Source organism: Streptomyces cyaneofuscatus, assembly GCF_042718795.1.
GTDB lineage: Bacteria > Actinomycetota > Actinomycetes > Streptomycetales > Streptomycetaceae > Streptomyces > Streptomyces cyaneofuscatus_A.
In genome coordinates this window covers 57,253-83,086 of sequence record NZ_JBHXOX010000031.1, presented here as the reverse complement: position 1 = coordinate 83,086, position 25,834 = coordinate 57,253, and the positions used below count along the sequence as shown (strand labels likewise).

The 25,834-nt window shown below is 72.1% G+C and carries 23 protein-coding genes and 1 pseudogene; 12 read left to right on the top strand and 12 right to left on the bottom strand.

The window, feature by feature from the left end:
- Positions 1 to 88 precede the first annotated feature (88 nt).
- A complete protein-coding gene (locus ACFWRT_RS30585; protein ID WP_380952290.1) occupies positions 89 to 3,460 on the bottom strand; it encodes a LamG-like jellyroll fold domain-containing protein in 3,372 nt (1,123 codons plus the stop codon).
- Positions 3,461 to 3,588: 128 nt separating this feature from the next.
- Positions 3,589 to 4,269, bottom strand: coding sequence for an alpha/beta fold hydrolase (locus ACFWRT_RS30580; RefSeq protein ID WP_380952320.1), 681 nt, complete (start codon positions 4,267 to 4,269; stop codon positions 3,589 to 3,591).
- A gap of 5 nt (positions 4,270 to 4,274) precedes the next feature.
- Between ACFWRT_RS30580 and ACFWRT_RS30575 the strand changes: the two genes are divergently transcribed.
- The 4 genes and pseudogenes from ACFWRT_RS30575 to ACFWRT_RS30560 all read left to right on the top strand — a co-directional run bounded on the left by ACFWRT_RS30575 (position 4,275) and on the right by ACFWRT_RS30560 (position 6,827).
- Positions 4,275 to 4,832 carry a sigma-70 family RNA polymerase sigma factor gene (locus ACFWRT_RS30575; protein ID WP_380952289.1) on the top strand — a complete coding sequence of 186 codons (558 nt, stop codon included), beginning with the start codon at positions 4,275 to 4,277 and terminating at the stop codon, positions 4,830 to 4,832.
- Between the two features lie 102 nt (positions 4,833 to 4,934).
- Entirely contained in the window at positions 4,935 to 5,351 is a 417-nt protein-coding gene (locus ACFWRT_RS30570; RefSeq protein WP_380952288.1) for an ATP-binding protein, read from the top strand.
- Between the two features lie 123 nt (positions 5,352 to 5,474).
- Positions 5,475 to 6,642: pseudogene (locus tag ACFWRT_RS30565) on the top strand (FHA domain-containing protein); the annotation flags it as partial.
- A 14-nt stretch (positions 6,643 to 6,656) separates the two neighbouring features.
- Positions 6,657 to 6,827 carry a hypothetical protein gene (locus ACFWRT_RS30560; protein ID WP_380952287.1) on the top strand — a complete coding sequence of 57 codons (171 nt, stop codon included), beginning with the start codon at positions 6,657 to 6,659 and terminating at the stop codon, positions 6,825 to 6,827.
- Between the two features lie 70 nt (positions 6,828 to 6,897).
- Here ACFWRT_RS30560 and ACFWRT_RS30555 read toward each other — a convergent pair whose 3' ends face one another.
- The 4 genes from ACFWRT_RS30555 to ACFWRT_RS30540 all read right to left on the bottom strand — a co-directional run bounded on the left by ACFWRT_RS30555 (position 6,898) and on the right by ACFWRT_RS30540 (position 9,677).
- Positions 6,898 to 7,251, bottom strand: coding sequence for a YkvA family protein (locus tag ACFWRT_RS30555; RefSeq protein WP_380952286.1), 354 nt, complete (start codon positions 7,249 to 7,251; stop codon positions 6,898 to 6,900).
- Positions 7,252 to 7,310: 59 nt separating this feature from the next.
- Positions 7,311 to 7,568 carry a WhiB family transcriptional regulator gene (locus ACFWRT_RS30550; RefSeq protein WP_380952285.1) on the bottom strand — a complete coding sequence of 86 codons (258 nt, stop codon included), beginning with the start codon at positions 7,566 to 7,568 and terminating at the stop codon, positions 7,311 to 7,313.
- A gap of 81 nt (positions 7,569 to 7,649) precedes the next feature.
- Positions 7,650 to 8,774: a PP2C family protein-serine/threonine phosphatase gene (locus ACFWRT_RS30545; RefSeq protein ID WP_380952284.1), complete on the bottom strand. Its 1,125-nt coding sequence runs from the start codon at positions 8,772 to 8,774 to the stop codon at positions 7,650 to 7,652.
- 69 nt (positions 8,775 to 8,843) lie between these two features.
- On the bottom strand, positions 8,844 to 9,677 hold the full coding sequence (locus ACFWRT_RS30540; protein ID WP_380952283.1) for a helix-turn-helix domain-containing protein: 834 nt from the start codon (positions 9,675 to 9,677) through the stop codon (positions 8,844 to 8,846).
- A 168-nt stretch (positions 9,678 to 9,845) separates the two neighbouring features.
- On the opposite strand from ACFWRT_RS30540, the gene ACFWRT_RS30535 reads away from it, so the two are divergent.
- Positions 9,846 to 10,256: an ATP-binding protein gene (locus ACFWRT_RS30535; RefSeq protein ID WP_380952282.1), complete on the top strand. Its 411-nt coding sequence runs from the start codon at positions 9,846 to 9,848 to the stop codon at positions 10,254 to 10,256.
- A 136-nt stretch (positions 10,257 to 10,392) separates the two neighbouring features.
- On the opposite strand, the gene ACFWRT_RS30530 is transcribed toward ACFWRT_RS30535, so the two are convergent.
- A complete protein-coding gene (locus ACFWRT_RS30530; protein ID WP_380952281.1) occupies positions 10,393 to 11,100 on the bottom strand; it encodes a ribonuclease H family protein in 708 nt (235 codons plus the stop codon).
- A gap of 141 nt (positions 11,101 to 11,241) precedes the next feature.
- Positions 11,242 to 12,036: an SDR family NAD(P)-dependent oxidoreductase gene (locus ACFWRT_RS30525; protein ID WP_380952280.1), complete on the bottom strand. Its 795-nt coding sequence runs from the start codon at positions 12,034 to 12,036 to the stop codon at positions 11,242 to 11,244.
- A gap of 265 nt (positions 12,037 to 12,301) precedes the next feature.
- On the opposite strand from ACFWRT_RS30525, the gene ACFWRT_RS30520 reads away from it, so the two are divergent.
- Positions 12,302 to 14,191, top strand: coding sequence for an ABC transporter ATP-binding protein (locus ACFWRT_RS30520; RefSeq protein ID WP_380952279.1), 1,890 nt, complete (start codon positions 12,302 to 12,304; stop codon positions 14,189 to 14,191).
- A 21-nt stretch (positions 14,192 to 14,212) separates the two neighbouring features.
- Here ACFWRT_RS30520 and ACFWRT_RS30515 read toward each other — a convergent pair whose 3' ends face one another.
- A complete protein-coding gene (locus tag ACFWRT_RS30515) occupies positions 14,213 to 14,473 on the bottom strand; it encodes a hypothetical protein (protein ID WP_380952278.1) in 261 nt (86 codons plus the stop codon).
- Positions 14,474 to 14,636: 163 nt separating this feature from the next.
- Here ACFWRT_RS30515 and ACFWRT_RS30510 point away from each other — a divergent pair, with 163 nt between their 5' ends.
- Together ACFWRT_RS30510 and ACFWRT_RS30505 are read left to right on the top strand one after the other, a co-directional pair.
- Positions 14,637 to 15,320: a class I SAM-dependent methyltransferase gene (locus ACFWRT_RS30510; RefSeq protein WP_380952277.1), complete on the top strand. Its 684-nt coding sequence runs from the start codon at positions 14,637 to 14,639 to the stop codon at positions 15,318 to 15,320.
- A gap of 561 nt (positions 15,321 to 15,881) precedes the next feature.
- On the top strand, positions 15,882 to 17,351 hold the full coding sequence (locus ACFWRT_RS30505) for a SulP family inorganic anion transporter (RefSeq protein WP_380952276.1): 1,470 nt from the start codon (positions 15,882 to 15,884) through the stop codon (positions 17,349 to 17,351).
- Between the two features lie 9 nt (positions 17,352 to 17,360).
- On the opposite strand, the gene ACFWRT_RS30500 is transcribed toward ACFWRT_RS30505, so the two are convergent.
- Positions 17,361 to 18,137 (bottom strand): helix-turn-helix transcriptional regulator, encoded by a 777-nt coding sequence (locus ACFWRT_RS30500; RefSeq protein ID WP_380952275.1) that lies wholly within the window; start codon positions 18,135 to 18,137, stop codon positions 17,361 to 17,363.
- A gap of 138 nt (positions 18,138 to 18,275) precedes the next feature.
- Here ACFWRT_RS30500 and ACFWRT_RS30495 point away from each other — a divergent pair, with 138 nt between their 5' ends.
- From ACFWRT_RS30495 to ACFWRT_RS30480, 4 genes are read left to right on the top strand one after another with little or no spacing between them, the layout of a single operon-like run.
- Complete coding sequence (locus ACFWRT_RS30495; protein WP_380952274.1) at positions 18,276 to 19,334, top strand: FecCD family ABC transporter permease; 1,059 nt, start codon at positions 18,276 to 18,278, stop codon at positions 19,332 to 19,334.
- On the top strand, positions 19,334 to 20,407 hold the full coding sequence (locus ACFWRT_RS30490; protein WP_380952273.1) for a FecCD family ABC transporter permease: 1,074 nt from the start codon (positions 19,334 to 19,336) through the stop codon (positions 20,405 to 20,407). Before ACFWRT_RS30495 ends, ACFWRT_RS30490 begins: the two co-directional genes overlap by 1 nt.
- On the top strand, positions 20,404 to 21,207 hold the full coding sequence (locus ACFWRT_RS30485) for an ABC transporter ATP-binding protein (RefSeq protein ID WP_380952272.1): 804 nt from the start codon (positions 20,404 to 20,406) through the stop codon (positions 21,205 to 21,207). Before ACFWRT_RS30490 ends, ACFWRT_RS30485 begins: the two co-directional genes overlap by 4 nt.
- Positions 21,208 to 21,212: 5 nt before the next feature.
- A complete protein-coding gene (locus ACFWRT_RS30480) occupies positions 21,213 to 22,259 on the top strand; it encodes an ABC transporter substrate-binding protein (protein WP_380952271.1) in 1,047 nt (348 codons plus the stop codon).
- A 7-nt stretch (positions 22,260 to 22,266) separates the two neighbouring features.
- On the opposite strand, the gene ACFWRT_RS30475 is transcribed toward ACFWRT_RS30480, so the two are convergent.
- Both ACFWRT_RS30475 and ACFWRT_RS30470 read right to left on the bottom strand, forming a co-directional pair.
- Positions 22,267 to 23,970 (bottom strand): ABC transporter ATP-binding protein, encoded by a 1,704-nt coding sequence (locus tag ACFWRT_RS30475; protein WP_380952270.1) that lies wholly within the window; start codon positions 23,968 to 23,970, stop codon positions 22,267 to 22,269.
- On the bottom strand, positions 23,963 to 25,687 hold the full coding sequence (locus tag ACFWRT_RS30470; RefSeq protein WP_380952269.1) for an ABC transporter ATP-binding protein: 1,725 nt from the start codon (positions 25,685 to 25,687) through the stop codon (positions 23,963 to 23,965). The genes ACFWRT_RS30475 and ACFWRT_RS30470 overlap by 8 nt, the downstream gene beginning before the upstream one ends.
- Positions 25,688 to 25,834 lie beyond the last annotated feature (147 nt).

The window sequence follows — 25,834 nt, the reverse complement described above, 5'->3', positions numbered from 1 at the left end:
CGGGTGCCCGCCTGCGGGGCAGCGCGCGCCCGTCACGGCGGCTCGGTCCGCTCCCGGGTGCCGGGAGCGGACCGAGCCCGCCTCCCCGCTACGGCTTCCGGCTGCCGTACAGGGCGGTCACCTCATCGGCGGTCAGGGCCTTGTCGTACACCCCGACCTGGTCGACGGACCCGTTCCAGAAGTCGCCCTTCGCCCCGGCGTACTGGGCCCGGCCGACGGAGAGCGGGCCGGTGCTCACATCGGCGGGCCCGGCCTCGGTCGTGGCGGCGAGCTTCCCGTCGACGTACAGCTTCGCCTCGCCGCCCTGCCGGATGCCGACCAGGTGGTACCACTTCCCGGTCTCCGGCGTGATCTCCAGGCGGGCGCGCTTGCCGCCGGGGGTGGAGAAGGCGAACGCGCCCTGGCCGTACTGGAGATAGAAGGGGTTCTCGGTGCGCCGGCCGTCCTGGCTGACGACGGTGGCGTAATTGCCGGGCAGAGCGTCCAGCGAGGCCCACGCGGAGACGGTGTAGTCCTTCGTGGTGTCCACGACGGGACCGGCGCTCTGCGCGTACTGGCCTTCGCCGTTGAACTTCAGCGCCGAGCCCGTGACACCCGGCGCCCAGGACGCGTCGCCCTCCAGGGTGAGATGGGCCTTGTTGGGGCCGCTGTCGCGGGCCGTGGTGCCCTTGTTCTCGTCGAGAGACCAGGAGCCGCCGCCCTTCAGCTCGTCACGCTCACCGGCGTTGGCCCCGGCGGCGATGACCTGGCGGTTGATCTCCCGGACCTTCCTCGGGTCGACCTTGATCTCTCGGCGGTCGTACGTCCAGAGCCCGTTGAGCTCGTTCTCCAGGTCGCTGACCTGGGTGTAGACGGAGCCGGACAGCTCGGCGCCGGCGGCGGCGAGGTAGTACGTACGGGTGTTGTCGACGTACTTCGCCGTGAGAGCGGCCTTGTCCGCGACCCCGCTGTAGATGTTGGCGGGGGCGCCCGGCCACATGTGCCCCGGCGCCCGGAGCGTGAAGCCGCCGTGCTCGCCGTCCATCGCGGCGCGGCGGTCGTCCGGGAAGGCCGGGTCGTTGTTCACGTAGTCGTGGTGGTCGATGATCTCACCCTTGCCGGAATCGCCCTTGGACGCGCAGCAGTTGACTCCACTGTGCGCGTTGACCACACGGGACGGGTCCAGCGCCTTGACGTCCTCGGCGATCTTGCCGGTCTCTGTCCGGTCCCACTCGCCCCAGCCCTCGTTGAAGACGATCCAGCCGCTGATCGAGGGGTAGTTGTGGAACTGCTTCATCAACTCCTTGCCCTGGGTGAGGAAGGCGTTCTTGCCGGTGTCGTTGTCGATGTCGGCGTTGACGAAGTCCTGCCACACCAGCAGGCCGAGCCGGTCGGCGTGGTAGTACCAGCGCGGCGACTCCACCTTGATGTGCTTGCGTACGGCGTTGAAGCCGAGGTCCTTCTGCGCCTTCAGGTCGAAGGTGAGGGCCGCGTCGCTGGGCTGGGTGTAGAGCCCGTCGGGCCAGAAGCCCTGGTCGAGCATGGCGAGGGAGAAGAACGGCTTCCCGTTGAGGACGAGCTTCTGGTAGCCGCCGACCTTGTCCACCTTCAACTGGCGCATGCCGAAGTAGCTTTCGACGCTGTCCTTGGAACGGCCGTCGGTGAGCGAGACGTCGAGGTCGTACAGGTAGGGGTCGTCCGGCGACCAGAGGCGCGGGTTCTTGAGCTGGAGGCTCAGCTCGCGGTTGGCGGGTCCGGAGACCGTGCCGACCGCCTTGCCCTTGCGGTCACGGGCGACAGCGGTGATACGGGCGTCGCCGGATGCCTTCGCGGAGTTGACGGTGACGGCGAGGCGGCCGGTGTCGATGTCCGGAGTGGTGGTCAGGGAGTCGATGGCGGCGGGCGCGACCGGCTCCATCCACACGGTCTGCCAGATGCCGGAGGACGGGGTGTAGACGATGCCGCCGGGGTTGGTGGACTGCTTGCCCTTGGGCTGGTTCGGGCCGGTCTTGTCGGTGACCGCGACGACGATCTCCTGGGGACCGCTGCCCTTCAGCGCGTCGGTGATGTCGGCGCTGAACCCGGTGTAGCCGCCGGTGTGTTCGGCGACCTTGGTGCCGTTGACCCAGACGGTGGACCGGTAGTCGACGGCATCGAAGTTGAGCTTCAGCCGCTTGTCCTTGCCGGACCCGCCGGAGGCGCCGGACTTGCCTGTACCGACCGACCAGTTCTTCGGCACGGTGACGAGCTTACGGTAGAACATGTGGTCCTCGTCGCGCTCCAGACCGGAGAGCTGCGACTCGACCGGGAAGGGCACGATGATCCGCTCGCCGAGCTTCTTGCCGAAGACCGGCTTCTCACCTTCGGTGGCTCCGGCGAACTCCCACGGCCCGTTGAGGTTCTTCCACTGGTCGCGGACCTGCTGCGGCCGGGGGTACTCGGGCAGCGGGTGGTTCTTGTCCAGCTTGTCGCCCCAGGTGGTGGTGAGGCGGTGCGTGGAGAGGTTCTTCGCCGTGCGGCCGGTCTCCGGCACGGTCTCGGCACCCGACGTCAGCCCGCCCCTGCCGTCGTAGACGACCTTGACCCGCTGGTCCTTGAGGACGGGGGCGGCGAGATCGATGATCAGCGCCCGGGGGTCGTCCGAGGCGCGGGTCACCGACTTCACCGGCATCGGGGAGGTGTCGACCTCGATCTTGAGGTGGTCCTTCACCTTGCCGTAGTTGGCGACCCGGTCCTTGAAGGTGGCCTGGAGGCGCTTGCCGTTCTTGGCGATGCTCAGGGCGACCGGGTAGACCTCGAAGTCTGCCGGCGGGGTGAAGGCGGACTCGGGGACGATCTGCTTCTTGATCGTGTCGCTCTGCCAGCGCAGGAACATGCTGGCGCCGCCGACGTCCTGGAACATCTCCAGCTTGAAGTCGTGCTTCTCGCCGGCCTTCAGGGTGATCGGCGCGCTGTGCTGCTCCTTGTCCCAGTCGGGCTCCCAGTGGTCGATGACAACGTTGCCGTCGAGGAAGAGCCGGAAGCCGTTGTCGCCGATGGCGGAGAAGGTGTACGAACCCGTCTCGGGCGCTTCGAGCTGCCCGGTCCAGCGGGCGGTGGTGTGCTCGGTCCGGCCTGTGGCCGACTCGAAGGTCCCGGTGAGGCCGGGGAAGTTGATCTCGGGGTCCAGCGATGTCGCGCCGAGCTCCGCGAAGTCCCGGGCGCCCGGGGCGGACATGCTGAAGTACTCGCCCTTCAGCCCGCGCACATCGGTGACCGGGTCGTCGGCCGTGAAGGTGGTGGCGGAGGCCGGCGCCAGGGCGGCGGGTGCGGCGGCGGCCGTCGGGACCAGGGTGGCACCGACCGGAATGAGAAGCGCGGCGGCGCAGGTGAGGGCCCTGAACAGGGCACGGGGGCGCGGGTGTTGTCGTCTCAAGGCGTCGTCCTCGTCGAAGAGCCGGGAGTACCTCGAACCACTGAGGCACTGCACATAGTCGAACATTGAGCCACAACACCAAACACTGCACAACGGTCGTGCACGGAGAATTTTCAACGATAGAAACGTGCGGTACGGCACGCCCCGCGAACCCGCCCCTCCGGCGAACCCCTGCTCCAGGAAGGCCGACGCGGTTACTCCAGGAAGGGCGACGCGGTCGCCACGAACCGGCCGGGGTCATCCATCCACGGGTAGTGCCCCGCTCCCGGCTGCTCGACGAGCGTGGCGCGGGGGAACAGCCCCGCACATTCCGCCACCGCACCAGGCGGGCTGTTCAGGTCGAACTCGCCGGCGAGCAGCAGCACGGGACTCCCGAAGGCGCCAAGCGCCGCACGGGTGGCCTCGGGATCGAAGGCCCCTTCGGCCGCGAAGTGGGCGTCGGCTTCGCCGTTGACCGGCCGCCCGGCGGCGTGGTGGAGGCGGGCCCCGGCGTCCAGGCGGCCGCAGAAGAAGGGCGCGATGGCCTCCCAGTCACCGCCGGTGCCCTCGTTGATCGCCTCCAGCGCGGCGAAGGCGGCCGGGAACCACGGCTCGCCCTTCCGCCGCAGCGCGAGTGCTCGGCGCCTCGGCCAGTCGATGCGCACCCCCACCGCCCGGACCCCGGGGGTGATCAGGGCGAGCCTGCCGGCGCGCCGGGGATGGCGGGCGGCGTACCGCATCGCGAGGTTCGCACCACCGGAATGCGCCAGCACATCGACCCGGGGCAGCCCGAGGTGCACCCGCAGGGCTTCGACGTCCGCCACCTGGCGGTCGCAGCGGCAGGAGGCGGCATCCGCGGGGAACGCGGAGAGGCCGGTGCCGCGCGGGTCGAGCAGCCGGCGTGAACAAGGTCATCCGCGCGGGCGAGGAGATGCGGCAGTTGCGGAGCGAGATGATCGCGCTGTTCGCCGGAGCCGGCTGGACCCAGGAGCGGATCGCCCGGCTCACCGGGATGAGTCAGCCCGCCGTCTCCAAGCAGGTGACCAGGCACGGCCCCGGCAGCCCACCGCCGCCCACGGAGCTGGTCCTCGACCGGTACGACACGCCCTGGCTCGAAGGACGCCTGTGGGGCCTGGCCGAGGCGATCTCCGAGGCGCTCCACCACGATGCCCGCTGCACCCGCTTCGTCGATGCCGTCGGCCGGGGAAGGAAGCGCTTCACACTGCCGACCGTGGACGCACTGCGACGCCTCGTCGAGGAGGACCTGAGCCTGCGCCGGGCGGAACTCCCCGGCGGCTACAGGACGGCGTACGACGTCATCAGCCGCGGACTCGACGTTCCGGTCGACATTCCGGTCGACGTTCCGGCGGACGTGACCGCCTCGGGGTCCGCCTCCGTGCGCCGCACCCTGGCCCACCGCATCCAGCGGGACCGGCTCAGGGTGGGAGTTGAGGCGTGACCGGGCCGGTTCACCCGCCCCGAGAGGGCGGATTTCGATGAACCGCCGATATGGGGGTATCCGGACTTCAGCCAGAAAGCTATCCGCGACGGGGTGACCGCCATGAACGACCGCATGCTGATGACACTCTCGCCGGACGGGGAGACCCGCACGGACTACGTCTGCCGGCCTGAGAGGGCCGCCGACGCTCGGGACGCGGTCAGCAGCTTCATCGCACGGCTCCACCCGGCGCCGGCCGCGCACGTGGTGCAGAACCTGCTGCTCCTCGTGACGGAGCTGGTCACCAACGCCGTACGGCACGCCGGAGCCGTCACCACGCTCAGGCTGACCGCGGACCGTACGGGCGTCCACGTCCGGGTCGCCGATCCGAGCCCCGCCCACCCGCAGGACCGCACGCCCGACCTGACGGGCCGCACCGGCGGCTTCGGCTGGCCGATGATCCAGCGGCTGTCCCAGGAGCTCACGGTCCGTGAGTCGGCGGACGGCGGGAAGGTCATCCTCGCCACCGTGCTCCGCTGAACCCAAGAACCCCTGAGCCGAAGAACCGCTGAGCCGACGAGCCGCTGCCCCCCTGCCTCTCCGACCTCAAGGGCCTCCGGGCTGTAACGGGCGCCGATCGTGGCATCTCGATAGAATTCGAACATAGCAGAGCGGCCCGCAGCGCCGACGGCGCCCGAGTTCGTCCTGGAGACCGATATCGGCTCCACGGTGATGAGTCCGAGCCGGGATTACCGTGTCGGGCGCGACCCCGAGAGCGACATCGTCATCGACGACGCCCGGGTCTCCTGGCACCACGCCGTCCTCCACTCCGAGGCCGGACTGGATGCTCCAGGACGAGGACAGCACCAACGGCACGTACACCGGCGGTCACCGCGTCCACGAGTCGGGCGTCGGCGCCGGCAGCGTCATCCACTTCGGCAACCCGAGCGACGGCCCCCGCGCCATCCCGCAGGGCCGGGAACTCCCCGCCCGCCCCGCAGCGGCGGACCGGCCCTCCGCCGTCTTGACGCCCGCCGCCACCGGCACCTTCCGGCAGCCGACCACCGTACGGCCGCTGCCGGCCAGGACCGTGCGCATCGGCCGCGACGCCGGCAACGACCTCGTCATCGACGACCTCGTGGTCTCCCGGCACCACGCCGAGCTGCGGGCGCTCCCCGACGGCCGGCACGAGATCGTCGACCTCGGCAGCCACAACGGCACGTTCCTCAACGGCCAGCCCGTCGACCGGGCCGTCGTCGGCGCCGGTGACATCGTCGGTATCGGCCACTCCGCGTTCAGCCTCGTCGACGATGTGCTCCAGGAGTTCGTGGACACCGGTGAGGTGTCGCTGGACGTCCAGGACCTGGAGGTCACCGTCGACAAGCCGGGCAAGGGTGGCAAGACGCTGCCGGACGGGGTCTCCTTCCGGGTCGGCGAGAAGTGTCTGCTCGGCGTCGTCGGCCCCAGCGGCGCGGGGAAGTCGACGCTGCTCAACGCGCTCACCGGGCTGCGCCCGGCCGACACCGGCACCGTCCTCTACGACGGCCGTGACCTCTACCGCGACTTCGCCGAGCTGCGCCAGCGCATCGGCCTCGTCCCGCAGGACGACATCCTCCACCCCCAGCTGACCGTACGCAAAGCCCTCGGTTACGCCGCCGAGCTCCGCTTCCCGCAGGACACGGCGAAGGAGGAGCGGCAGGCCCGCGTCCTTGAGGTCATCCATGAACTCGGCCTGGAACAACGGGCGAACCAGCCGATCCACAGTCTCTCCGGCGGCCAGCGCAAGCGGGTGAGCGTGGCCCTGGAACTGCCGACGACGGCCCCACTACTCCCCCCGGCGACAAGGTGACGACGACTACGCCCGCACCCGAGGCCGACACCCAGCCCCCGCCCCCCGAGGACCCGCCCCAGCCCGAGCCGGACACCGAGCCCGCGCCGCAGGAGGAGCAGCCCCAGGAACAGCAGCCGCAGGAGCAGGAGCAGGAGCAGCCCCAGGAGCAACAGCCCAACTCCTAGCGCACGCGCGGACTACAAGCGCACGCGCGGACAACTGGCGCACGCGCCGACGATCAGCGCACACGAACGCCTATCGCACCGCGTCCGGCCGGGGCTTCACCGTCTTCTCCGGCGTCGGGATCTCCACCGGGGCACCCGCCCCCTTGGCCCGTCCCAGGCCGGCCGCCGATGCGGCGGAGTGCAGCGAGCGCAACGCCAGCAGCAGGAATCCGATGTCGTCGAGGTAGACGGGGTCGGGCAGCAGGTCGACCGGGGAGACGGTGTAGACGACGGCCGCCCAGACGAGGGCCTTGTTGCGCAGCGGGATCCCGGCGTCGACCAGGAGCTTCCTGGCCTTGAAGACGCGCACCAGCAGTACGGCGGCCAGGGCCAGCATGGTCAGCGCGGCGACGGCGGCGACAACGAGCCAAACGGTGGTGTCCATGGCTCATCGTCTACCCACTGGGCCGTCGATGACGGGATGACGGCGGAATTGCGGCGAAGTCAGCCGGCCGTGTTCTTGGCGCGCCTGCGGCTGCGCCGCTTCAGCGCGCGCCGTTCGTCCTCGGCGAGACCTCCCCAGACGCCGGAGTCCTGGCCGTTCTCCAGGGCCCATTCCAGGCACTGGGCCTGGACCGGGCAGGTCCGGCAGACCGCCTTGGCCTCCGCGGCCTGGACGACGGCGGGGCCGGAGGTCCCGATGGGGAAGAACAGGTCCGGGTCCTCCTCGCGGCAGGCCGCGTGCGTGCGCCAGTTCTCCATGCTGCTCACTCCCGGTGTCGGTTGCGTGCCGTAGGCACCTGCCGTACGGCCGTAACGTCCGCATGACCGATGATCGGCGCCTCAAACACGTGGCCGCCGGGGAAACCGGACGGCTTCGGGGGCGGGGCGGTGCAGGGCGAGGAGGGCCTGGTCGTCCTGGACGCGGCCGCCGGTGTGGCGTCCGACGTCCTCGATCAGTAGCTGGAGGATCTGCGCGGGCGCCGGCGGGTCGCCGACGAGTGAGCGATGGCGCAGGAGGCGGGGCAGCCGTACGGCTGCGTCGTAGAAGACCCCGGCCTCGTCGCGGGCCTCGGTGACGCCGTCGGTGTAGCACAGGAGCGTGGAGCCGGGCGGGAACGGGAACGTGTCGACCGGCGCCGACCACGTGCCGAGGGCCGCCATGCCGAGCGGGGGCGCCTCCTGGGACGGTTCGAGGACGGTGGCCGTGCCGCGGGCGTCCAGCAGCAGCGGGGGCGGATGGCCGCGGTTGACGATGCGTACGGCGTCGAGTCCGGTGGCGAACTCCACGATCAGCGCGGTGGTGAACCCCTCGTCCTGCTCCTGGCCGCCGCGCCGCCCGCCCTCGCGCAGCAGGGCCCCCTCCAGCGCGGCCACCAGGCGGGGCAGGTCCTCCGCCTCGTCGGCGGCGAACCGGAAGGCCCCCAGGTCCGCGCAGACCGCGCTGACGGCACCCAGCCCCTTGCCCCGGACGTCCCCGACCATGACGCGCACCCCGTGCGGGGTCTCCTGCACGACGTAGAGGTCGCCGCCGATCATGGCCTCGTCCTCGGCGGGGATGTACCGGGCCGCGATCTGGAGGTCACCCAGCCGGGACGGGGGCCGGGGCAGGACGGCGGCCTGGGCCACGGCGGCGACCTGGCGGGCGCGCCGGGTGCGGGCGCTCTGGCCCTCCAGGGTGCGGTTGATGAGAACGGCAAGGACGGTTACGGCCAGAAGGGTGAGCTGGTTGGAGACCCCCTGTTGCCAGCCGAAGGTGCCGTCGATCCAGGCGAGGACCGCGTGGACAGCCATCGAGAGGGCGCCGACCGCGATGATGCCGGGCAGCGGAAGCAGGGGTGCGGCGGCGACGGGGGCGGCCAGCAGAAGGGGCGCGGAGGTCACGTCCCTCGGGGTCGCCAGATCGATGACGACGGCCAGCACGATGACCCCGACCGGGATCCACTGGGCCCTGCGCAGCTGCACCACTCCCCCACGCTGTACGGCCCGGCCACGCGCCGCACCCCGGCACCGCGCGTCCGGACCCCGGGCCGGGGGTCAGGGCGGCAGCGGGGTCCCCGGCGGCGGGGCGGCGGCGCACGCGGCGTCGAGCCGGATGCGGTGGGCCATCACGGCGTCCGGGTCGTCGATGAGGTCGACGCGGACGCCGGGCATCTCCAGGACCGCCTGGTCGCCGATCTCCGGGGCGGGCACCCGGAGCAGGTGCAGGGGCGGCATGGCGGTCATGGGGTGCGGCGGGTGGTCCAGCGGCACCACCTGGACGGTGATGTGCTGCCGCTCCATCGCCTCGGCCAGCTCCCGGCGCTGCCCGGCCATGGTCTCCGCGTCGCCCACCCGGGTGTGCAGGGCGACGGCCGGGAGCAGGGCCCACAGGGCCGTACCGCGCTCGCTCAGCCGGCGCCGGCGCTCCCCCAGCAGCTCCAGGCGGCGCTCCCGGCGGGCGGGGGTGTCGTCGGGGTACCGCATCCGGTACAGCGCGGCGGCGTAGGCGGAGGTGCGCAGCAGCTCGGGCACGAGGGCGGGGTGCCAGGTGCGGACCAGGCTGGCCGATGACTCGACCCCGATGACGTCCTGCTGCCAGCTCTCCATGGCGTCCCGCCACTGGTGCCACCAGCCGGGCAGGTTCGCGGCTCCGAGGCCGGTCAGGATGGGTTCGGCGACGGCGGGCGGAGCCCCGTAGCGGCGCAGCAGCTCGGCGACCTGCCGGGCGTCGAGTCCGGTCTCGGCCCGCTCGATCCGCCGTACGGTCGCGGGGTGCGCGTCCAGCGCCTCGGCGGCGGCCCGGAGGGAGACGCCCGCCTGTTCCCGCAGGATCCGCAGCCGGGCGGCCAGGACCCGGTGCTGCACCGTGGGGCCGGAGCGGGGTCGCATGCTCGTACCTCGTTCGTCGAGCCCCGGGGCGGAGCCGTGGACACTCTGTCGCTTGCAAAGTATGCGCTTTGCGCCGAGAGTACATACATGTCGGAAATAGCCAGTCGCGCGCAACGCGCTCCGGAAAACGGGGGAGTCAGAGGTGCACACAGCTGGTGGGTCCCCCGGTTGCCCGGGGGCGTTCCCGAGGCCCGTCACCGGGTGCAGGAGGCGATGCACGCGTGGGGAGAACCCGCGGAACGCATCGAGGCGGCGGCGCTGATAGTGACCGAACTGGTCACCAACGCCGTCCAGCACACCAGCACCCGCCGGATCCGCTGTCGGCTTCTCCGCTCGGCCGAGGGGGTCCGGATCTGCGTGTGGAACCGCGGCCGGGCCCGTATCCCGGCACCGGCGTCCCCGGCCGACTCCACGGGGCTGCCGGTCGAGGCGGCTCCACCGGCGGACGGCCCCGACGGCGACGATTCACTCGACTGTCTGGCCGAGGACGGCAGAGGCCTCCTGCTCGTGGACGCGCTGGCGGCCCGCTGGGGCACGCGCGCGGCGCTGGCCGGCCGGCTCGTCTGGGCCGACGTCTGATGCTCCCCCCGTGTGCTCCCGCGTGAGCGGGGGCCGGGACTCCCCCCGCCCCTGGAGGCGACCAGGCTCCCCGTCCCTCCAGGCGATCAGGCTCCCCGTCCCTCCAGGCGATCAGGCTCCTCATCCCTCCAGGTGATCAGGCAGGGGCGGTACGGCACTCCGGGTGACCCCAGCCGTTCGGGTTCTTCGCGATCGGCTCCTTCGCCGCGTACGTCCTCCCGCAGTGACACCGCCCTGCGAACCGCGCCTTGATCGTGCCGTTGGACCGCCCGGTCCGGGACGCACTCTTAGCCCCCTTCGCCTCTCCCGCGCCGCCACCCGCCTCCGTACGCCCCTTCGTGGCGCGGGTCTGGGCAGGGACGGGCAGCGCGGTCGCTCCGTGCGCCGTACCGGCCGGCCGCTGCGCCACCGCCGCCTCGCTGGCGGCCTGGTCGGCGAGCGCGTTGAGCGGGTCGCCGTCCACCTGGTGGGCGGGCACATAGCGGAACGTCACCGTACGGGCGGTGAGCAGGGCGTCGATGCGGGTGACCAGCTCACGGTTGGCGACCGGCTTGCCCGACGAGGTCTTCCAGCCGTTGCGCTTCCAGCCGGGCAGCCACTTGGTGACGGCGTTCATGGCGTACTGCGAGTCCATCCGCACCTCGACGCGCACCGCCGGATCGGTGGACTCCAGCAGTTCGGCCAGGGCGGTGAGCTCGGCGACGTTGTTCGTCGCGGTGCCCAGCGGGCCCGCCTCCCAGCGCTGCGGCGTGCCCTGCGCGTCGGCGACGACCCAGGCCCAGGCGGCCGGCCCCGGATTTCCCTTGGACGCCCCGTCACACGCGGCGATGATGCTCTCGTTCATCCCCCGATCATGCCAGCCCGGCATGACCGCCCGGACCGGCGACCGAGAGACCCTCATCCCACGATCGAGCCGGTCTCAAGGCACGGTCGAGCCGGACTCGGGGCACGATCGAGCCGGTCTCAAGGCACGACCGAATCGGTCTCAGGGCACGATCGAGTCGATATACCCGCCGTCGACCCGTACCGCCGCCCCGGTCGTCGCCGACGCCTGCGCGGAGCTGAGGTAGACCACCAGGTCGGCGATCTCCTCGGGCTCGATGAGCCGCTGGAGCAGGGACTGCGGGCGGTGCAGCCGCATGAACTCCCGCTGCGCCTCCTCCCAGGGGAGCGCCTTGTCGACCAGCTCGTAGACGAAGTCCTCGACGCCGCCGGTGTGGGTCGGGCCCGCGATCACGGAGTTCACGGTCACGCCCGTACCGGCCGCCTCCTTGGCGAAACCGCGGGAGACGGCGAGGAGCGCGGTCTTGGACATGCCGTAGTGGATCATCTCGGCGGGGATGACGATCGCGGAGTCGCTGGCGATGTTCAGCACCCGGCCCCAGCCCTGGCCGGTCATCGACGGCAGGTAGTGGCGGATGAGCCGCACCGCGCTGAGCACGTTGGTGTCGAAGTACGTACGCCACTCCTCGTCGGTGATCTCCAGGGGCGGGCGGGAGCCGAAGATACCGAGGTTGTTGACGAGGACGTCGGTCTCCGGAACGGCCGCGTACAGCTCGGCGGCGCCCTCCTCCGTGGCCAGGTCGCAGGCCACCGTCGTGACGGCCGCCTCCGCCACCTCGGCGCGCAGCGACCGCGCCGCCGCGTCCAGCCGGTCCTGGCCGCGCCCGGTCAGGACGACCTCGGCGCCGGCTGCGGCCAGCCCGGTGGCGATGGCCAGGCCGATGCCCTGCGAGGAGCCGGTCACCACCGCGTTCTTGCCCGTCAGATCGATGCGCACGCCGCTTCTCCCCTTGCTCGTTCTCTCCGTGTCTGACTCTTCGTTGTGCCGACCGGTTGCCCCGCAGGGCGCCGTATGCACCCCGCGCACCCCGTGCACCCGGTGCACCCCGCGCACCCGGTGCACCCCCTCCACCCCCAGGCTGGCACCGGCCGACGACCGGCGCCCGGCGGAGTGCGGCGCGCCGTGTTGACCTCAATCATGCTTGAGGTTCTACCGTTCACAGGAGTCCGCCCACCCAGGCCAGCAGAGTTCGGAGTGCCCCATGGACATGGAAGTCACCGCATGGACGTCGCTGCACAGCGCGATGAACGCCGAGCAGGACCGGCGGCCCTTCTCCAAGGCGACGCTACGGCGCATCCTGCTCTTCGCCCGGCCCCACAAAAGCCGTATCAACCGGTTCCTCCTGCTCAGCGTCGTCACCGCGCTGCTCGCGGTGGCCACCCCCCTCCTCGCCGGGCGCGTCGTCGACGCCATCGTGCGGGGCGCGGACTCCGGAACGGTCACCCGGCTCGCCCTGCTGATCGCCCTGATCGCGGTCGCCGAGGCCGGGCTGGGGCTGGTCACCCGCTGGCTGTCGGCCAACCTCGGTGAGGGGCTGATCCTCGATCTGCGGACCGCGGTCTTCGACCATGTGCAGCGGATGCCGGTCGCCTTCTTCACCCGCACCCGGACCGGCGCCCTGGTCAGCCGGCTCAACAACGACGTGATCGGTGCCCAGCGCGCGTTCAGCAACACGCTCTCCGGGGTCGTCTCCAACGTCGTCACCCTGCTGCTGACGCTCGCCGTGATGCTCACGATCTCCTGGCAGATCACGCTGCTCTCGCTGGTCCTGCTCCCGGTGTTCGTCGTGCCCGCCCGCCGGATGGGGGCCCGGATGGCCGGACTCCAGCGGGAGGCGGCCAACCACAACGCCTCGATGGGCACCCAGATGACCGAGCGGTTCTCCGCGCCCGGCGCCACCCTCGTCAAGCTCTTCGGCCGCCCGTCGCTGGAGTCCGCCGAGTTCGCCGACCGGGCCCGCCGGGTGCGGGACATCGGGGTCCGCTCCGCCATGGCCCAGTCCGCGTTCATCACCGCCCTCACCCTGGTCTCCGCCCTGGCGCTCGCCCTCGTCTACGGCCTCGGCGGCTACTACGCGCTGCGCGGCACCCTGGAGCCGGGGGCCGTGGTGGCGCTGGCCCTGCTGCTGACCCGGCTGTACGCCCCGCTCACCGCCCTGGCAGGGGCCCGGGTCGAGGTGATGAGCGCGCTCGTCAGCTTCGAGCGGGTCTTCGAGGTGCTGGACCTGAAGCCGCTGATCGAACAGAAGCCGGACGCCCGTCAGGTGCCGGAGGGTCAGGTCTCGGTCGAGTTCGAGAAGGTGTCCTTCGGCTACCCGTCCGCGGACAAGGTCTCCCTCGCCTCGCTGGAGGAGGTCGCGACGCTCGACAACCGGGGCGGCACCCCCGTCCTGCACGAGGTGTCCTTCCGCGCCGAACCCGGCCAGATGATCGCCCTGGTGGGCTCGTCGGGCGCGGGCAAGTCGACGATCGCCCAGTTGCTGCCCCGGCTGTACGACGCGGATGCCGGTGCCGTACGGCTGAACGGGATCGACGTACGCGATCTGAGCGCCGACTCCATCCGCGACACCCTGGGGATGGTCACCCAGGACGGGCACCTCTTCCACGAGTCCGTACGCGCCAATCTGCTGCTCGCCCGGCCCGACGCCTCCGAGGAGGACATCTGGGACGCCCTGCGCCGCTCCCGGCTGGAGGGGCTGATCGCCTCGCTGCCGGAAGGGCTGGACACGGTGGTCGGCGAGCGCGGGTACCGGCTCTCCGGGGGTGAGCGTCAGCGGCTCACCATCGCCCGGCTGCTGCTGGCCCGTCAGCGGGTCGTCATCCTGGACGAGGCGACCGCGCACCTGGACTCCACCTCCGAGGCCGCCGTCCAGGAGGCCCTGGCCGAGGCGCTGGAGGGGCGGACCGCCGTGGTGATCGCCCACCGGCTCTCCACCGTACGGGCCGCCGATCAGATCCTGGTCGTCGAGGCGGGCCGGATCGTGGAGCGCGGCACGCACGGCGAACTGCTCGCGGCCGGCGGGCGTTACGAGGAGCTGTACCGCACCCAGTTCGACCGGCCTTCGGCGGACGAGGCGCAGCCGGTGGGCTGAGCGGGGCCGGCCCGCCGAGCGTCAACGGCGGACGAGGCGGAGGCGTTCCGTGGTGCGCAGGCGCCGCAGGGCGTCTCCGCCGCAGCTACGCCACTGCTTCGGCGAGACCCGGGGACGGTGGGCGCCGTTGGTGACGAGCGCGTTCACCGAGGTCATCGGGTCGGCCGCCATGGACTTGGCGAGCAGCGCACCGACCACCAGCGGCAGCAGCGTGACCGCGAGGGCGGTGCCTGCGGTGGTGACGTGCTGGATGCGGGGGCGGTGCTGCGCTGCGGAGTCCATGGCCTCATTCGAACAGCGGGCGGGCGGCGGAACATCGGGGCAGGTACTCAGCGGTGACGGCCGCGCATACTCAGGCGCGCGTACGGGGACGCTGGGGACGCGGCCCCGGACCGCGGGGCCACGGCCGCCCGGCGGCCGCCGGACCACCGGAAGGACCACGCCGATGAGCGAGCACCAGGGACAGCCGGCGGAGCGCCCGGACGGGGACCCGGCCGCGCATGAGGCCCGGGGGCTCCCCGCCGCGACGGTGTTCGACGCGCTGGGCGCCGAGTACGAGCGGGCGTTCGCCGGTTCGGCCGCCCACCACGCCTCGCTGGACCGGCTGCTGGAGCACCTCGCGCCGGGCAGCCGGTTGCTGGACGTGGGCAGCGGTACGGGCGTCCCTACCGCGCGGCGGCTGGCGGCAGCCGGACACCGGGTGGTGGGCGTCGACGTCTCCCCGGTGATGACCGCCCTGGCGGCGCGGCAGGTGCCGGACGCCGAGTTCCGGTGCGGCGACATCCGGGAGCTGGTGTGGGCGGACGGGGAGTTCGACGCCGTCTGCGTCTACTTCTCGCTGCTCCAGATGTCACGCGGTGAGCAGAGCGGGCTGCTGGGCCGGCTGGCCCGGGCGGTGAGACCGGGGGGCCGGCTGGCGGTGGCCACCGTGCCGGTGGACGCGGCGGAGGTGAGCGCCGTCTTCATGGGGCAGCCGGTGGTGGTGTCGAGCTTCGGCGAGGAGGAGTTCGCCTCCGTGGTGGCCGCGGCGGGGTTCGCGGTGGAGGAGCGGCACAGCGTGCTGTTCACCCCGGACCACCCGGCGGGCGCACCCGAGCCGCACCTCTTCCTGCACGGCCGCCGCATCTGACGCGCCTGCCCCAAAGCCTTTCGCAATCACAAAGAACAAGCCGAATGAATGACAAGAATGGCGCATTCGCGTCCCTTCACAAGAAGGTAATGCGATAGCAAAGTTCTGGTCTATATGCTGAGCTGTAGTCGTATCCGTCCGGACGCCGATCGCGCATCCGGGCGGGCCGAATGTTCGGAAGAACGCGAGGTGGAACACACCCTCTTCTCCGAACATTCATACGGATTCCATCCACGCATTCGTCAATATGACCCGACCACACCGCTCCCCGGCCCCCGCCGGATGCAGGAGGCAGGCCACCCATGAAGTCCCTTGCCGCACCCGCTCGGACTTTCACCGAGCACGACACCGCGAACGCAAAGGAGGCCGGGCTCCCCACCTACGCCCGGCCCCCGAGACCTTTCCGTGCGAGCCGCGGCGTAGCGCACCCCGGCTCGATCAGCGTTCACCGGCCGGAGAGCGGCCCGTCGTGCGGCCGCCTCTGACGGCTTCCCGCCCCCCACTCGTCCGCGCCCCGGCCCTGCCGGGGCGCGGACCTCACCCTCAAGGGAATCGTCACCCGTGATCTCCGTGAAGGAACTCAAGAACCCCCACGTCGTACGCCGCGACCTGCTGGCGTCACTCGTCGTCTTCCTCGTCGCCCTCCCCCTCTGCCTCGGCGTCGCCGTCGCCTCCGGCGTACCGGCCGAACTCGGCCTGGTCACCGGCATCGTCGGCGGCCTCGTCGTCGGCATGCTGCCGGGCAGCAAGCTCCAGGTCAGCGGACCCGCCGCCGGCCTCACCGTCCTCGTCTACGAGGCGGTCACGGAGTTCGGCCTCGGCACGCTCGGACCGATCGTCCTGGCCGCCGGCCTGCTCCAGGTGGTGATGGGCTTCGCGCGCTTCGGCCGCTGGTTCCGCGCCATCTCCGTCTCCGTGGTGCAGGGCATGCTCGCGGGCATCGGCCTGGTCATCGTGCTGGGCCAGCTGTACGCCATGGCCGACACCGAACAGCCGGGCACCGCCCTCGCCAAACTGGCCGGGCTTCCCGGCCTCGCCGCCGAGATCGTCACGGACAACGAAGCCATGACCGCCTTCGGCCTCGGCGCCGGGACCGTCGCCGTCCTGCTGCTCTGGCCGAAGCTCCCGGCGCGCGTACGGCTCGTGCCCGCGCCGCTCGCCGCGGTCGGCCTGGCCACCGCCGTCGCCGCCCTGGCCGGGCTGCGGCCGCTGGTGGCCGATGTGAACGGGCTGCTGCACGCCATCGAGCTGCCCGGTGCGGCGGAGTTCGGCAACCTGGCGAACGTGGCCGTCATCGGTACCGTCCTCGCCTTCGCCCTCATCGCCTCGGCCGAGAGCCTGTTCAGCGCGGCGGCCATCGACCGGATGCACGACGGACCCCGTACGAACTACGACAAGGAGCTGGTCGCGCAGGGCGTCGGCAACACCATCTGCGGTGCGCTCGGCGCACTGCCCATGACCGCCGTCATCGTCCGCAGCGCGGCCAACGTCCAGGCCGGCGCCACGACCGCGCTCTCCCGGGTCGCGCACGGGCTGTGGCTGCTGCTCTTCGCGGCGCTGCTGCCCGCCGCCATCGGCATCATCCCGCTCGCCTCGCTCGCCGGGATCCTGGTGCACGCCGGGTGCAAGCTGGTGCCCTGGAAGGAGTTCGGCCCGCTCTGGCGCGAACACCGCGGTGAGGCCGTGCTGTTGGCGGTCACCGCACTGGCCATCGTGGTGACCAACCTGTTCGAGGGCGTGGTGCTGGGTCTGCTGCTGGCCGTGGTCAAGTCGGCCTGGGAGACCTCGCACGTACAACTCTCCACCCGCGAACTCACCGGCGGCCGGGTCGTGGTGACCCTCACCGGCAACGCGACCTTCCTCCGACTGCCGCGCATCCTGGAGCAGTTGGAGAAGCTGCCGCAGGACCAGCCCCTGGAGCTGGACCTCAGCGGCCTGCGCCACCTCGACCACGCCTGCCGGGTGGCGCTGGAGAACTGGGCGCGCCGGCACAACGACGCGGAGACCGATCCGGTGACGATCCGCCGGTAGGACGGCGGATCAAGCGGCTGTACGAGTCGCCGAGCGCTTCACGTAGGCGCCCGGCGTCTCACCGAAGTAGCGGCGGAAGGCGAGGATGTAGCCGTTGGTGGAGACGAAGCCGACCCGGGTGGCGACCGTGCTCACCATGTGCCCGGCGGCGAGCAGTTGCAGCGAGTGGTTCAGGCGCAGCCGGGTCCGCCACTCGGAGAAGGCCAGCCCCGTCTCGGCGCGGAACGCCCGGCGCAGGCTGGTGGAGCTGGTGTAGAGGCTCTCGGCCCACTCGGAGGCCGTACGCGGGTCCCCCGGGTTGCGCATCAGCTCACCGGCCACGGTCGCGGCGGACCGCCCGGTGGGCTGGGGCAGCGGCAGGACGTCGCGGTGTCCGGCGCACAGGGCGGCGAAGACGGCCGGGTCCTCCTCGCTCACCTCCGAGGCGCGCATCCGGCTGAGCAGGAGCTGCCGCTGGGCGTCGGAGACGTTGACGCTGGTCACCTCGGAGTAGGGCAGGTGGTGCAGCTCCGGCTCGAAGGTCTCGGGGACGACCAGGGAGTCGGGGTCGAAGCGGGCGCTGTGCGGGATGCCGGCGGGGATCCAGAGCGCCACCGACGGGGAGAGCTCGTGGTCGCGGCCCAGCGCGGTGACCACGATCCGGCCCAGCGGTACGTAGAGGAACTGGTGGAAGGCGTGCACATGCGTCGGGTGTCCCCCGGCCGCGATGAACTCGTCGTCGAACAGGGCCTCGGACTCGGGCTCGTGTCCGGTGGGGGCCACGGTCCGCAGGGCAGCTTCCGCCACACCGTCCTCCAAGCAGCGCGGGGCCGATGTTGTTGACCCCTGATTGTGAGTGGAACGGCTCCGGCATTGGACCGCCCCAAAGCTGGATAAGGGTAACCTAACCTGCCGCTTGCCCAGGTGAGGAGCCCAGGAATCCCCATGTACGCCACGTCCCCGCCGGTGACACCAGCACCGCCACCGTCACCGCGACCGGCGAGGACCTCATCCTCGCGCGGTGCGGCGCTGACGCTGGCCGCCTGCGCCGTCCTCGCCGTCGCGGTCGTCGCGAGCATCGCGCTCGGCGCCCGCGACATCTCCCCGCCCGAGGTCGTACGCATTCTGCTGCACCCCGACGGCACCGGCTACGACAGCCACGTCCTGTGGACCGAACGCATCCCGCGCACCCTGCTCGGGCTGACCGTGGGTGCCGCGCTGGGCGCCTCGGGGCTGATGATGCAGGCACTCACGATGAACCCGCTGGCCGATCCGGGCATCCTGGGCATCGAGCAGGGGGCCGCGATGTTCGTCGTCCTCGGCATCCTGTTCCTGGACATCACCGGGGCGACCGGCTACTTCTGGCTGGCGCTGGCGGGGGCCGCGTTCACCTCGGCGCTCGTCTATCTGATCGGGACCCGGACCAACGCGGGCAGTTCCACCCTCGGGCTGGTGCTGGCCGGGGTGGCACTCGCCGCCGTGATGTCGTCGCTGATCACCCTGCTGGTCGTCCGGGACGAGGCGGTCTACGCGCACCTGCGCTTCTGGTCGATGGGGCAGCTCACCGGCCGGGCCAAGGTCCTCGACGAGATCCTGCCGTTCGCGGTCGCCGGCCTGCTGCTGGCGCTGCCGTTCGGGCGCACGCTCAACGTGCTCAGCATGGGCGAGGACGCCGCACGCGGGCTGGGCGTCCGGGTCGAGCGCGCGCAACTGCTGGGCGCGGCGGTCGCGGTGCTGCTCTGCGCGGCCGCGACCGCCGCCGTGGGCCCGGTGGCGTTCGTCGGCCTGGTGGCGGCGCACTGCGCCCGGATGCTGGCGGGGGCCGACCACCGCTGGTCGCTGCCGCTGTCGATGGCGTGCGGGGCGATCCTGCTGATCGGCGCGGACATCGCGGGCCGGCTGGTGCTGGACCACGGAGAGATCCAGGTGGGCGTGATGACGGCGGTCGTCGGCACCCCGTTCTTCGTCTGGCTGGCCCGCCGCCGGAATCTGGTGCGTGTGTGATGAAGCTGCTGACACGTCTCCCCGCGCCCGCTTCAGCGTTGCGTACGGAGACCTTGGCGCGGCTGCTGGCGGACCGGCGGGCCCGCACGCGCCGTACGGTCCTCGCCGTCACCGTCCTCACCGTGGTGCTGATCGGGCTGCTCGTCGCGTCGGTGCTGCTCGGCGGGGTGGGGCGGGTGGACCCGGCCGATGTGCTGCCCGCCGCGTTCGGGCTGCGTACCGGACTCGCCGACTACATGATCTTCCGCATCCGGGTGCCCCGCGCCCTGGCGGCCCTGCTGTCGGGTGCGTTGTTCGGCCTGGCCGGGGCGCTGTACCAGCGGCTGATCCGTAACCCGCTGGCCACGCCGGACATCGTCGGGATCTCGGCGGGGGCGGGCGCCGGTGCCACCACCGTGCTGCTGTTCGCCCCTGCCCTCCCCCTCGGCGCACCGCTCGCCGCCGTCACCGGGTCGCTCGTGCTGCTGGGCGCGGTGTACGCGCTGAGTCTGCGCGGCGGGCTCAACACCTACCGGCTGGTGCTGGTGGGGATCGGGCTCAGCGGTGTCTGCACCGCGTACACCAACTACCTGTTCAGCGTGGCCGACCAGCACAGCATCGCCGTCGCGATGCGCTGGCTGATCGGGAGCGTCAACGGCGTCGACTGGACCGGGGTGACCACGCTCGCCGTCGGACTCGCCGTCTGCGTCCTGTGCGCCGCGCGGCTCGGCCGCCCGCTGGGCGCGATGTCGCTCGGCGACGAACTGGCCACCGGTCTCGGCACGTCGGTGACCACCGCCCGGGTCGCCGTGCTCGCGCTCGGCGCGGGGGCTGCGGCGCTCGCGACGAGCGTCGTCGGGCCGATCGGGTTCGTCTCGCTGATCAGCGGGCCGATCGCGGCCCGGCTGGTCGGCGCGGACCGGGCCTTCGGCCTTGCCCCCTTCGTCGGCGCGGCCCTGGTGCTCGGCGCGGACGTCCTCGCGCAGAACGCCCCTCTGATCAGCCCGGTCCCGACCGGGGTCCTCACCGCGCTGCTCGGCGCGCCCTACTTCGTCTGGCTGATCCTTCGGCGCAGACCCGGAGCCACGTCGTGACCCACCACATCGAAGCCCGCTCCATCACCGCCGGATACGGCAAGGCGCCGGTCATCGACGGCCTCTCGGTCGCCGTCCCGGCCGGGGAGATCACGGCGCTGGTCGGCCCGAACGCCTGCGGCAAGTCCACCCTGCTGAAGTCCATCACCCGGCTGCTGCCGATCGCCGCGGGTTCGGTGCTCCTGGAGGGCTCCGACATCCACGCGATGCCGACCCGCGAGGTGGCCCGGAAGCTGGGCATCCTGCCGCAGTCGCCGATCGCCCCGGAGTCCATCACGGTCGGCGACCTGGTCTGGCGCGGCCGCCATCCGCACCGCAGGTTCGGCCAGCGGCGCACGGCGGCCGACGACGAGCTGATCACCGACGCGCTGCTGGCCACCGGAACCGCCGAGCTGATCGACCGGCCGGTGGACGAGCTCTCCGGCGGGCAGCGCCAGCGCGTCTGGATCGCCCTCGCGCTCGCCCAGGACACCCCGGCGCTCCTGCTGGACGAGCCCACCACCTACCTGGACATCGCCCACCAGTTCGAGGTCATGGACCTGCTGGGCGATCTCAACGAGAAGACCGGCAAGACCATCGTGCTGGTCTCCCACGACCTCAACCAGGCCGCCCTCTACGCCTCGACCATCGTCGCCATGCGCGCCGGCCGGATCGTGCACCAGGGACCGCCCGAGCATGTGCTCACCGAGGAAACCGTCGCCGACGTGTTCGGTCTGAACTGCGTCGTCGTCCCCCACCCCCGTACAGCGAAGCCCCAGATCTTCCCCCTGGGCCGCCGCACCCTCACGCTGGAGAACTGAACCCGATGTCCCCTTCCGTACGCCGCCGGCCTCTCGCCGCCGCCCTGCTCGCCTCCACCACCTGCCTCGGCCTGCTCACCGCCTGCGGGGGCTCCGCCGACACCGGCACCGGTTCCTCCGGCTCGTCCGGCTCCCAGGCCTCCGCCGGTGGCGGCTCCTTCCCCGTCGCCCTGACCAACGCCTGGGGCCGTACGGAGGTGAAGGAGAAGCCGGTCAGAGTGGCCACCGTCTCCGACGGCGACACCGCCATAGCCCTGGCGCTCGGTCTGGTCCCGGTGATCACCCCGGACGTGGAGGACGGCGACCTGGTCGCCGAGTACAAGCAGCGGGCGATCACGAAGCTGGGCGAGAAGAGGCTCAGGACCTACGACGACACGGACGGCACGGACTACGAGGCGATCGCCGCCGAGGAGCCGGACGTGATCCTCGGGGTGAACACCTGGGACATGGACACCGACTACGCCAAGCTCAGCCCGATCGCACCGGTCGTCACCTTCGCCGACAAGAAGCAGTCCGACACGCTGACCTGGCAGGAGCGGCTCAGGACCGCGGCCAAGGCGCTCGGGCTGACGGAGAAGGCGGACGCGGTGATCGCGGCCAACGAGAAGACCCTCAAGGACGCGGCGGCGGCGCACCCGGAGTTCGAGGGGAAGACGTACACCTACTCCGTCGTCCACCCCGAGCAGATCACCTACATGTCCTACGCCGACCAGGACCCGGGCGTCTTCGAGCAGTTGGGGCTGGTCAAGCATCCCCGGTCGAAGGACTACTCCGCGAACAAGAACGGCGTCAGCCTGGAGAACCTGGACGAGCTGGAGTCCGACGTCCTGCTGATGACCTACCCGTTCGGTGACGAAGGGCTGCTCTCCGCCTCGGAGTTGGAGACCAACAAGCTCTTCCGGTCCCTGGACGTGGTGAAGGGCAAGCACTTCGCCGTGGTCCCCTCGGAGAACACCCTGGCCTCCGCCATCGCCTATCCGGACGCGCTGAGCGCCCCGTGGGTGGTGGAGAACCTGACGCCGATCCTGGCGAAGGCGGTCGCCGGTAGGTGATCGTCTCCTAGACCCCGTCGGCCGTCTCCCGCACGATGTCGGTGAGGCGGCCTTCGGGCATGGTCAGCAGGCGGCGGCCCCGGGAGACGGTGTCCGCGCGGTGGGCGATGACGATGAGGGTCCGGTCGGCGGCGAGCGCGGAGAGCGCCTCCTCGATCCGGGTGGCGGTGGCGTGGTCGACCCCGGCGGTCGCCTCGTCCAGGATCAGCACCGCCGGGTCGGTGAGCGCGGCCCGGGCGATGGCGACGAGCTGCCGCTCCCCGGCGGAGAGGGTGCGGGTGGAGACGGCGGTGTCCAGGCCGTACGGGAGGGAGTCAACCCATCCCGTCAGCCCGAGCAGGCCGAGGGTACGGGACACGGCGGCCCGGTCCGGGTGGCCCGCGGTCATCGCCAGGTTCTCCGCGAGGGTGCCGTCGACGAGGGACACCTCCTGCGGTACGAGGACGATCCTGGAGCGGAGCAGCTTCGGGTCCACCGTGGCGAGGTCGTGGCCGGCGAACCGGACGGTGCCCCGGTCGGGGGCGTAGAGGCCCGCCAGGAGCTTGCCCAGGGTGGACTTGCCGGAGCCGGTCTCCCCGGCGATGACGAGCCGTTCTCCGGCGGTGACGGTGAGCGTGAGCCCGTCGAGGACGTTCCGCTCCTCGCGGTAGCCGAACCCGACTCCGGTCAGGATGAGTTCGCCTCGGGCGGGCAGGTCGGGACCGGCGGTCGCTCGGGTTTCTCCCCCGGTCGCCCGGAGGAGGTCCAGGAGCCGGGCCAGCCGTACGTGGGCCTCGCGGGCGTCCCCGATGGCTCCCGCGAGATCCTCGAAGCGGTGGAGGATGTCCCGGGTCACGAGAACGAACACCACCGCCACCCCGACGCTCAGCGCACCTCGGCCCACCATGACCGCGCTGACCGCCAGCAGCCCCGCCAGGCAGCCCGCCTGGAGCAGCGCCAGTTGGTTCAGCCGCAGTTCGGTGCGGACCTCGGCGCTCTGCGCGTCCTGGAGCCGGGCGTTGTCCCGGGCGAACCGGTCCAGCCAGCGCGGCACGGACCCGCTGATCCTCAACTGCTCCTGTGCGGGCAGCGACTCGGCGAACCCGGAGACCACCGCCGCCTCGGCGGAGGCCACTTCGGCGTAGACGGCTCCGGCCCGGCGGTGGAACGCGCGCAGGATCAGCAGGGCGGGAGGGATGAAGGCGATGAGCAGGAGGGCGGTCAACAGCCAGGAGTACAGGGCCAGCATGACGACGGTGAGCAGGAGGACCGTGGCGGCGGAGGCCAGGTCGGGCAGGGTGGCGGCGGCGAAGGTGGCGAGGCTGTTGATCTCCCCGGTCAGCCTGCGGAGCAGCTCGCCGCTCCGGTGGGCCTCCAGGAACCGCAGCGGGGCCGCGCCCACGGCGGCCGCGGCCCGTTCGCGGAGGCCGGCGAGGACGTGTTCGCCGGTCCTGATCAGCCAGTAGCGGGAGAGCCAGGTGAGGACCCCGCTGCCGGCGACGAGCAGCAGCAGGACCAGCACCCGGCGGAGCAGCCCCGGCCGGTCGCCGCCGCCTGCCGCGTCGACGACCCGGCCGATCGCGGCGGTGACGCCGACGGCGGCGGCGGCTCCGGCGAGGTTGAGGAGGACGGTGGCGGCGAGGGCGAGGCGGTGTCCGGCCAGGAAGGGCGCGGCCCGGCGGAACACGGCGCGCTGGTCGGGGAGGTCGGTGAGCAGCGTGGGGTCAGCCATGGAGCGGTTCCTGTTCACGGGCGGGTGCGGTCTCTCGCGCGCCGGGCACCGATGGTTCGTCGCCCCCTGTTCCAGGCGCTGCCGCGAGGGTGATCTCCCGGTCGGCGCGGGCCCGGACGGCGGGCGCGTGGGTGGCGAGGAGGACGATGCGGTCGGCGGTGGCGGCGCGGAGCCGGTCCAGCACCTCGGCCTCGGTCCCGGCGTCCAGGGCGGAGGTCACGTCGTCGAGCAGCAGGACGGGCGAGTCGCGCAGCAGCGCCCGGGCCAGGGTGACCAGTTGGCGCTGTCCCCCGGAGAGCGCGCCGCCGCGCTCCCCCACCTGCGTGTCCAGGCCGTCGGTCACCTGCGCGAGAGCCAGGTCGAGTCCGGCGGTGTGCGCGGCGGCGGCGACCTCGGCGGGCGGGCGGTCGCCGGGGAGGAGGAGGTTCTCGGTGACGGTGCCGTGGAGCAGGAGGGGCCCTTCGGGGACGAAGCCCACAAGGCGGTGGAGCTGTTCCGGGTCCAGGGTGTCCAGGGTGACGTCCCCGAAGGCGGCGGTGCCGGAGGAGGGCACGAGCTGGGCGATCGCGCGCAGCAGGGTGCTCTTGCCGGAGCCGGTGGGGCCGGTGAGCGCGACCCACTCGCCGGGGGCGGCGGTCAGGGTCAGCGGTCCGATGGGCGCACGGTCGGGGCGCGTTACGGTCAGACCATTGATCCGTAGGACGTCGCGCTCGGGCAGACCGACGTACGGTCGTGGCGGGACGGGCAGGTCCAGGACGCGGGCGATCCGGCCGGCCGCGATCCGGGCCTCGGCCAGGTCGCCGAGCCGGGCGATCATCGCGTTGACTGCGAGCGAGACCGTCCCCATCCACAGCACGAAGGTGGTCAGCGCCCCCACGGTGATCCGCCCGTCGGCCACGGCGAGGCCGCCGACGAGCAGCCCGGCGGTGACGGCCAGCAGCGGGACGGCGAACGCGACGGCCTCCCACACCGACCCGACCGAGGCGAGCCGCAGCGTGGAGCGGGTCACCTCGGCGCTGTGCCGGTGGTGCCGCTCCACCAGGACATGGTCGGCTCCGACGCCCCGGAGCGGCAGGAGGGCGGTGAGGAGTTCGTCGGCGGCTGAGCCGCGGGCCCCGTGGGCGGCCGCGAGGTGCTCGGCGCGGCGGCCGAAGACCGGCGGGAACACCCGGTTCACGACGAGGAGGACGGGGACGGTGGCGGCGGTGACCAGCAGGAGCAGCGGGTCGAGCCGGCCGATGGCCGGGACCAGGACGAGTGCGGTCAGACCGATGACCACCCATGTGGTCAGACCATGGATCCAGACGAGGACGGTGTCCACATCACGGGTGGCACGGGTGGTCAGGTCGCCGAAGGTGCCGGTGCGGCGCTGGAGGGTGTCGGTGTCGACAGCCAGGATCGCCTTGAGCAGCCGGGTGCGCAGCCAGGTACCGGCCCGGTTGTCGGCGAGCGTGGCCCACAACTGCCAGCCCCGCATCCCGGCGTACTCGACGCAGGCGGCGGCCAGGAACCCGGCCCCGTACAGCAGGGCGCCGCCGGGCGACCCGGCCTGAACTCCCTCGTCGACGGCCCGGCCCAGCAGCCAGGGCATGGCCAGGAAGGCGCTCTGCCGCAGGGCGGCCCACGCCACCGAGCGGAGGAAATGGCCCCGCACCTGGGTCAGGACGCGGCGGAGCAGCCGTGTCGAGGGGTCGGCGGGGCTGCGGGAGAAGATCACGGGCGGCTGCTGTCCTCGGTACACGGGCGGTGGGTCCGGTCACCGTAGGAAGGGAGCGGCGGCCGTGGTCCAAGGCAGAGAGCGGCCGGTCGAAGCCGCGGGCCCGGGGAAGGCGGTGGAGCCGGGGACGGGGCGCGCAGTGGCACC